Below are 8,574 nucleotides of genomic sequence, written 5' to 3'. Positions count from 1 at the left end.
TTAAAAAGGAGTTGGTCGATTCACAGGTTTAGTAACCTCTACCTCTTGGTTAATTACTTTTAAACCTTCGTTAAGGCTCTTAATATCGCTGTCAGTCAATTTATCAGCATATTTAGTAGCAATCACACTTAGACTAGATTCAAGCGCTCTAGCATGCTTCTGTACGCTCTCATTGCTATCTAATGTTCTTAACCCTTCGTATGCAAGCTGATACTGCGTAGAAGTTCGCCTTAATGTCTCTTTTATCTGCTCTTGTGCTAATGTTTTACATTCATCAGCTGTGGTTTCATTGTTTATGTACTGCTCGATATTGTCTAAATAACTGACTGCTGTTAGTGTTTCTGCTGTCATTCGGCTAATGTCGCTACGTCCCAATGAGCCTTGTAAATCCTTATTTTCAGTTGCTCGGTTAGCATCTAATCTAGTAATGAATGCGTCAAAATCGGCTGTCTGTTCGTTATAATTCTCACGTTCTTTTTGTCTATTAATTAATATATCTAGTGCATTCAAGTTATCTTGCATAACGTCAAGCGTGAACAAGTCAGCAACGCGCCGTTGTTCATCTCTAAAATCATCAAAATCGTTATTTAAGCCCAACTCATTAGCGAAGCGATCAAGGATTTTCACTTGTCGATAGTCAAATTTGTCAGGGTAATCAGTAGGATTATCGTGGAAGCCTGGGCGCAAGCTAAACTTTTCATCGTGTCGAGTCATTAAACGATGAGCAAAAGCGTTCAACGTCGCTCTAAGATTATTAGAGTTCTCTTTATCTCCGAATTTTCCTCTATGAGCTTTGTCATCTGCATCTGCAAGCTCTTTATCAATTTGTCTTTCTCGCTTAAGAAAGGCTCGTCTATAGTTGTCGTCGAAAGGGGTTGGGGCTGGTCTTGCGCTTTGCTCAACTGCTCTGTTAATTTCAATATCTGACTTTCTGATAGCTTCAGTGATGCTGTTAATTGACTGTTTTGTGTCGTTAACTCGTTGTGTGAGCTTATCATTTGCTGATGCTGTGCTTGAACTTCTTGTTGTGTTGCTCTCAATGGCTTTGTGGTTTTCATCAATCCAACTTGATAAGTTTTTGCATCTCTTACTTGTCCATGCAATATCTCGTTCTGTGTCTCCAAGTCTTTGATCCGCTCGATCAATATATCGTTTTGTTGTTTCAAGTCGTTCATCAAGATCTCGCTTCTCAAAAATAATTCTATTAGATGCTTGTAATACTAAGCGGTTACGCTCTGCGATCATGGCGTTAATTTCACCCCTGATGGTAACTGGGGCGATGCCGTTAAAGACCTCGGATTTTTCCTTTGCTGCTGCTTTAGCTTCTGCGTATGCGTCACGCTCTAACTTAGTCGCAACGCTACCCATCTTGAGCTGTGGTTCAATATCTTTGCCTTGATCTGCATAGCTACGACTGTCGATTAAGTTAAGATTACGCTCGGCTAGTTTGTCGTTTGCTGTCTGTTCCCAAATTTTTCTAACCTCTTTGACTTCCTCGCTGACACGATCTAGTCCAAGCGACCTGCGATTCTTATCTGATAGCTCAATAGTCGCCTTATCTTTCAGTACGATCTCAAAATTATCGTCAAGCTCTGCGGTGCGCGTGGTAAATAGAATATGAGCATGGAAGTTTCGAGGGTCTGCTCCTCTATCAATCTCTTTTTGTGTCGGCTGATGAATAGCGCAATCGGCAATCGTACCGTAACGATCCGCTAGCGTCTGGGCGAAGCTATGGGCTAGCTCTTTGCGCTCTTGCTCGTTCAACTCGTGCGGTAGATTGACAAGCCATTCTCTAGCGACTCGGGCATCTTTGCGTTTCTCTGCAAGCTCTGCTTTGTTCCATAATTCACTACGATCAACGGTAGCCTTAGCATCTGCCAATGCTGAGGGTAAAATAATATCCGCACTCATCACGCCATGCTTTTTTGAATAGTCGTGAGTCTTACCGTATCGCTTATCCTCAAGCTCAACACCTGCGCGATAGCTAGCACTAGCAACGGCACTTTGTCCACTACCTCGTGATATTGATTTAGTCGATGCGATAAAAATAGCCATGCTTAATTTCTCTTATTTTTGTTTTTTCTACTAACGGCTTTTTGTTAGTAGCGGGGTTTTAGGGGATTCCCCTAACGTGTTTTGACTTTATAAATTTTTAGACCGTAGGGAATAAACATTTGTGAAGTCGAAAACTCGCACTTAGTCAGTGGGACGCAACCATCTGTTAATTGACTATATCATAAACTGTTGTTACGTATTGGCGAAGTTGCTATAGTTGTGAGAACTGTGATTTTGATATTTTAAGGAAAGACTATGAGCTTACTTGGTGGTAATGATCTAAAAGAACAGCAAAAGATTAATGAGCTGGAACTTAAGATAAATAGAGAGAAGCAGAAGTTAGATAAGAAGCTGACACGACAAAAGATACTGTTAGGCGCTTTCCTTGTAGATGCTCTGGAAAAAGACGAAATACATGGTCTTAAGGAATACACTGCAAAAGAATTGCCGGTTTTTTTAACTAGAAGGACAGATAGGGAGCTGATGAAAGATTTGGTTGAAGAGCTTGGTGGTGTAATGAAAAAGGAAGATTGTCCTAAGAATGAATATTTGTAGCGAACCATGCTTTATCAAAGCAGTAGTTACTCTATAATAGCTTTTCAAAAATTATATATAGAGTATGGATATGATAAATATCAATGTGACTAAAGAACAAGCTATTCGTCAAATAGTAAAGTCTAATGTCATTAATTTTGCACAGACCTTTAGTGAGCGCCATATTTCGGAGGTTGGCAATCCTAACGGTACTATAAATATGAAGATCCACAACGTTTTTATATCTGCTTTGGGCCCTGAGATTCAGTATTACACTTCTTTAGTCAGATCGCTCGACAGCTCACTTGGCAATATGCTTGAGCGAATGGCGCTGTCTATAGCTGAGTTAAAGTTTGATGTCACTCAAAACGTAGAAGGTTATCTTTACCCTGAGCAGTATCAAATTATCAGCACATTACTGGAAGGCTATAAAAATAGTAAGAACCCATTAAAGCCTGAGATGGCACATTACGATCAGATAGACAAAGCCAGTGCTGTCTATAGAAACGATGCAAGTTTAGATGTATCGGCATTTCATAAAACGCATGTAAGCGATTACTGTTTTTATGATAAAGGCACTAATGAGTATTACATCATTGAATTGAAAATCGGTGGTGATTTAGATAATAAGAAAGCACGTTCAGAAAAAGAAGCAATATTTGAACAGTATGCAATTTTAAAAAATATACTCCCCGAAGATGCCAAGATCACTTGCTATTTTGCGACTGCATATAATCGATTTGGCGAAGGCATGCCTTGGCAGCAAGGTCGAGTGCGACAGTTCTTTTGTGAAGATGAATTGCTAATCGGTAAAGACTTTTGGGATTTTGTTTGTGGTAGTGAAGAAGGCTACAACGTCGTTATTGACGAGTATAAAAAAAGCGCTTCTTTTATCTTGGATGCTTTGAACGATATTAAATATACATACTTAGGAGATTAATATGAGTACGAGAAAACCTGGATTATTGAAGTGGCCTGGGGGCAAAGAAAGGGAACTATCCGTTCTAAAAGATTACTTTCCTCAAGAAGTCCATAATTACTACGAACCTTTTGTGGGTGGTGGGTCAGTCTATTTAAACACTGACGCAGAACATTATTACATAAATGATTTATATGATGAATTATATAACTTCTATGATTTGTGCCTGTCTGATAGTGAGATACTCAAGGATCGGCTAAAGAGTACTAACGAACTATGGAAGGATGTAAGCGCTTTTTTCGATGCAAATGCTATTAAATTTAATGATTTTTATACTGAACGTCACGATGAAGATGTTGATGTCGAAACTTTCTCAAAAGAAATAACTACTTCTTTCATAAATCAATACCTCCTAGTAAAACATACATATTTTACGAATGTTCCAGTAGACTTTGAAAAGATTATAGAACGTACGTTTTACAAGAAAGCAAAGAGGATTGTTAAGCATGAAGCTAATAAAGGGTATTTGAACGAAGAAGACCTAGATAAAAACTTCAAGTCAGCTCTTAAAGCCGCAGTCTATACATACATAAGGACTGTATATAATTTCTTTAGATTAAATCTACCTAACGACGAAAGTAGCAAGGCTCTGCATACTGCTTGTTTTTACTTCATAAGGAATTACTGTTATTCGAGTATGTTTCGTTTTAACAAGACAGGAGAGTTTAATGTGCCCTATGGTGGTTTATCCTATAACGAGAATTATTTAGATAAAAAAATAGATTATATATATAAACCAGAAAACGTAAATAGATACGCTTTAAGTGATATATCTAACTTAGACTTCGAGGAATTCATAAAGAAGCAAGATTTTAACGAAAACGACTTCATATTTCTTGATCCTCCATACGATACTGAGTTCAGTGAGTACGCACAAAACGTATTTGATCAGAGTGACCAAGAAAGGCTTGCTGATACACTACTTAATACAAAAGCTAAGTGGTTGTTGGTGACAAAATACACTGAGTTCATAGAAAGCCTATATGATAAACCTGGAATTAACATAGAAAGATTTGCAAAGAAATACTTAGTCAGCTTTAAGAATAGAAATGATCAAGATGCACATCATTTAGTTATAAGGAATTATCTATAGAAAGTTTAGATAAGCTTTTATAGGGTATGGCCTGAAATGGACATGATAAAGAGTGCTCAATTAAGATACATTATCAATTAGGAGTAGGATGTATGGCTACATCAGAAAGTGAAATCAGGATGATGGTTTTACTACTTCTAAAACAATACGGCTCCTTGAACACGAAGCAAGTTAAAAAATTACTACATACAGTAATGGTGTTTGATGAAGAAGATATGCAACTTAGTTTATCTAGAACAGGAGAAGCAAAAATTGCACAAAAAATAGGTAATATCATATCTCATCAAAGTGTTGACGTGCGTACCTATTACAATAGTTACATTATTGATAAGACGGTTTATCCTGCTGTTTGGTCTATTTTAACCGGTCTAGAATCTCAGAATACATTAAATAAAATATCAAATGAAGAGACAGTAGAACGTAAACGAGTACAAAGGCAAAGATATTTTAAGCCTCGGAAGATAGACTGGGCAAAATTAAATGAGCACAGAACTGATCTTGGGCTTTTAGGTGAGGAATTTGCTATGAAACATGAGAAGGAAAGAGTCTCATGTTTTGCATCTGAAGATGTAAATAGAGTTATACATGTAAGCAAAGAGCTAGGTGACGGGGCTGGATTTGATATCTTGTCCATCGATGAGGATGGCAATGACATATATATTGAAGTTAAAACCACAGAAGGTCGAATAGATGCTCCATTCTATATGACAGCAAACGAATATTATTTTTTTGATATCAATAAGTATGAAAATAATTCATTTATATATCGTATTTATGATTTTAATAAAGAAAACAACGAAGGAAAAGTTCATGTTATTTCAGCTAAAGATTTATTTTTACAATACGGTTTCGATTCAATGTCTTACAAAGTAAGTAGGTTGGATTAGAAAACTCAAGAGCAACACTTGTTGTAGTAATTACCATATCTATATTAAGTACATGCTGACATAATGATGTCAGCATGTAGCGGTCGAGCACAAACATACGGTTACGAATTAGCATCGACTAATTATTGAACGTCTATTCTACTTCTAAGTACACCACTTTAAATGCTACCTGATTAAACGAGAGTGTCTTATGCTTGAAAATCAATACAGAGTCTTTGAGGGGATACCAAGCGATATAGAGAAACAATCAATAAAACATATATACGAAATCAAAATCTTAGATGAAATAAAATCATATAATGACTCACAAGATCTTCCATATGAAAATATATTTAATATCTTTGATAATTATAATGTAGAGCTCGGCTACATTTCCGCTGAACAAATTAATGGTCGTCCGGTTCCTCACGCTACTATAATTGATGCTCTTGAGACTGACGATGGCAAACTAGTAAAGTCATTAGATACAGATCTTGATTTGGCTGAGATGGTTGATTATGCTATTAACCTCATTGATGAACACTATCGGCATTATGGAGCCATGTTTAATCAAAAGGTATTTAGTGATGCGGGTGATTTTAATCATTTCCAGTCTGCACTTTTAGTACCTTCATACATAAAGCCGCGACCGCCAATTTATACCCCTATTATGGGAGTAAATGCACTTAATATAGCTATTATCAGACTTAGAACTCAAAGAAATACCACGTTCCCTGTAGGCAATGTATTATCCCCAAAAAAGCACAGGGGAGAAGACACAATATTATTTACATACGATTATTTAGGTTATTCACCTTTTAGTTATGTTTCTAATGCAGTAGGCACCCGCGATATACATGATAGAGAATATACTCATACTAATCCTGATGATTTTTCAGCTTTTGGCATAGTCATAAAACTTGACTGCTTACCTAAAGGCAGTTATCCGGATTATCCGTCACATTTATCAGAAAAACCTTTTAGATGGATAGGTATAGGTTACCAAGACATACCTTCTAATTGGTCTACGATACTATTTAATTATTATTTAGGCATAAGTGAGTTTAGTCGATCTATTCTTACGTCTGTAAAGTATAAAGATGTATTTTTATTCTGGTTGGCAGCTAGTAGCGGCCTGCCTCTCTCGATCTTTAAGTCATTTGAAAATGAGATCAGCGATTATCATACTTTGTCCAAAGATATAAAAGCAGACATCATTCGTGACATGATGCCGCTTGTAGAAAACGCTTCCCTCAATATGCAGTCAGACGAGTATCTAAGACAAACACCTCTTATAAACCTTTATTAAAGTTCGTAGTAGTGAAAGTATATTCCTGACTCTATATAAATGAGCATTTAGGCATACCCCAGCGGAACCAGCTATTTCACCCTTCAAACCCATTAACAGACTACTTAAAACAGACCGCTATAATGGAACCATTTATAATAGACCGCTAGTCTTAATACTCTAAATAATCCCTGATTGGACGTTTCTTAAATTGAGAAGCGTCTTTTTTAAGGCGATTAATCATTTCAAACTCCCATCCTTGCTGCGACTGTCCAGCTGGGCTAGTAGGGCTAACCATGTGATTATAGTCAGTAATAAACTGAGGGTTACGGGCAATACGTCCTATATGTTTCATATAATCTGTATATACGTTATAAATTAGCTTTTCTTCAATCGCTCGGGGTACTCATAACCAACTAACAATAGATATCTAGTTAAATCTTGTCGCTTATCGTCATCACGCAATATCGCTTCAATAAAACTGTAGACTTCATCAGTGCTTTTGCCAACTGTTTGATTACTATAATCTCTTATAAAATCGTAGTTCTTCATTATTTTAAAGCAGAACATATTGATCTGTTCGTCACTCAAACTAGGTATTTTTCTCAATTTTTTCCGCTCTTGCTGTTGGTCTGTTTGCTCACGCACCCTTTGGTCTGTCTGCTCACCCATTCTTTTTTCTTCTTTCTTTTTAGCTGTTTCTTTAAACTTAAACTTAAAAGTAAAACCAATAATTTTTCGACCCTTTTTTTCTTGTGTATAACTAACTTTAATATCAGTCAAATCATTGATTTGCTTTAGAGAAGGATCAAGCACTCGTGATTTAAAATTAGACATTCTTTTGTACTCTGTACTTTCTATTTCAAAACGCTGTCTAAGCTCACTATATCCGATGTATGGAACATCGCCAGTTTTTCGCCAAGACATCATCATTTCGTATAATCTATGTGCGTATATACTTGTTAACGGTGCTTTTTGCTCAACGTGATAGCGTGTGAATTTACCGCCAATTTTAAATCGACCAGCCAATGCTACTAATGCTTTTGTAAAGGATAGTGTTACAACACCCTCGTCTTTTACATAGCCAATTTCGCCTACCCATCTTGCTTTGCGTTCTTCAGTAAAAGATGGGTAGCTCTCTGATTGCACTTCATATCTGAAGTAACGAGTAAATAACTGCTCTGACGCTTCACGTAATGCTGTATATGCTTGCTGTAGTGTTACGTTGTATAACTTTGCATATTCATCAGCTCTAATTTCTATAAAGTCTGGCAACGTTGTTAAATGCTTTTCTTCTGACTCATACTCGCTTAGTTCAGCTAATGCAATATCAAGCAATCTAATCTCGCTCAAACTTAAGTGATAGCTTGCTGATACAAGCGTATTGCTTTTTATAACCATATCACTATTTTTTTTCTTTGCCATTTCCTCAATCCTTAATTATGTATGATTACATCAATTATCATAGCATATATAACTACATTGATATACAAGTAGTTATATAGTAAGGATTTGTAGTCATCAAGGTAAGGATTTGTAGTCATCAAGGTAAGGATTTGTAGTCATCAAGGTAAGGATTTGTAGTCATATAGGCGATGTAAGCATTGGTACTAAAGGCTTTGAGACCGCCTAAAATCTTTTAAAATCTTTTAAAATACTTTAAAAGAGCTTTGAAGTAATAAAAAGACAAAAAAAAGCACTACGTATCAAACATAGTGCTAAATTTAAACATCCAAAAAAAAGTATTATGAAAAACTGA

8 protein-coding genes are annotated in these 8,574 nt (G+C 36.4%); 5 read left to right on the top strand and 3 right to left on the bottom strand.

Going from position 1 to position 8,574, the window contains the following annotated elements:
- Complete coding sequence (locus PG901_RS13015; protein ID WP_181716611.1) at positions 1-2,055, bottom strand: MobA/MobL family protein; 2,055 nt, start codon at positions 2,053-2,055, stop codon at positions 1-3.
- Positions 2,056-2,310: 255 nt separating this feature from the next.
- Here PG901_RS13015 and PG901_RS13010 point away from each other — a divergent pair, with 255 nt between their 5' ends.
- The 5 genes from PG901_RS13010 to PG901_RS12990 all read left to right on the top strand — a co-directional run bounded on the left by PG901_RS13010 (position 2,311) and on the right by PG901_RS12990 (position 6,836).
- The gene (locus tag PG901_RS13010) at positions 2,311-2,610 is read left to right on the top strand and encodes a mobilization protein MobS (protein ID WP_181716610.1); all 300 of its coding nucleotides are present in this window, start codon (positions 2,311-2,313) and stop codon (positions 2,608-2,610) included.
- Between the two features lie 70 nt (positions 2,611-2,680).
- Positions 2,681-3,529 carry a TdeIII family type II restriction endonuclease gene (locus PG901_RS13005; RefSeq protein WP_271134679.1) on the top strand — a complete coding sequence of 283 codons (849 nt, stop codon included), beginning with the start codon at positions 2,681-2,683 and terminating at the stop codon, positions 3,527-3,529.
- A gap of 1 nt (position 3,530) precedes the next feature.
- Positions 3,531-4,661: a DNA adenine methylase gene (locus tag PG901_RS13000; protein ID WP_181716615.1), complete on the top strand. Its 1,131-nt coding sequence runs from the start codon at positions 3,531-3,533 to the stop codon at positions 4,659-4,661.
- Between the two features lie 92 nt (positions 4,662-4,753).
- Positions 4,754-5,548: a DUF3883 domain-containing protein gene (locus PG901_RS12995; protein WP_181716614.1), complete on the top strand. Its 795-nt coding sequence runs from the start codon at positions 4,754-4,756 to the stop codon at positions 5,546-5,548.
- A 190-nt stretch (positions 5,549-5,738) separates the two neighbouring features.
- Positions 5,739-6,836, top strand: coding sequence for a hypothetical protein (locus tag PG901_RS12990; RefSeq protein WP_181716613.1), 1,098 nt, complete (start codon positions 5,739-5,741; stop codon positions 6,834-6,836).
- Positions 6,837-6,987: 151 nt separating this feature from the next.
- Here the strand turns inward: PG901_RS12990 and PG901_RS12985 are convergent, their stop codons facing one another.
- Both PG901_RS12985 and repM read right to left on the bottom strand, forming a co-directional pair.
- On the bottom strand, positions 6,988-7,170 hold the full coding sequence (locus PG901_RS12985) for a hypothetical protein (protein ID WP_228722977.1): 183 nt from the start codon (positions 7,168-7,170) through the stop codon (positions 6,988-6,990).
- 23 nt (positions 7,171-7,193) lie between these two features.
- Entirely contained in the window at positions 7,194-8,240 is a 1,047-nt protein-coding gene (gene repM, locus PG901_RS12980) for a replication initiation protein RepM (protein ID WP_181716612.1), read from the bottom strand.
- Positions 8,241-8,574 lie beyond the last annotated feature (334 nt).

Origin of the sequence: Psychrobacter sp. ANT_H3 (assembly GCF_027919975.1) — a bacterium.
In the GTDB taxonomy this organism is placed as follows: domain Bacteria; phylum Pseudomonadota; class Gammaproteobacteria; order Pseudomonadales; family Moraxellaceae; genus Psychrobacter; species Psychrobacter maritimus.
Note: the sequence above shows the minus strand (reverse complement) of the source record. Positions and strands in the feature narration are given on the sequence as shown.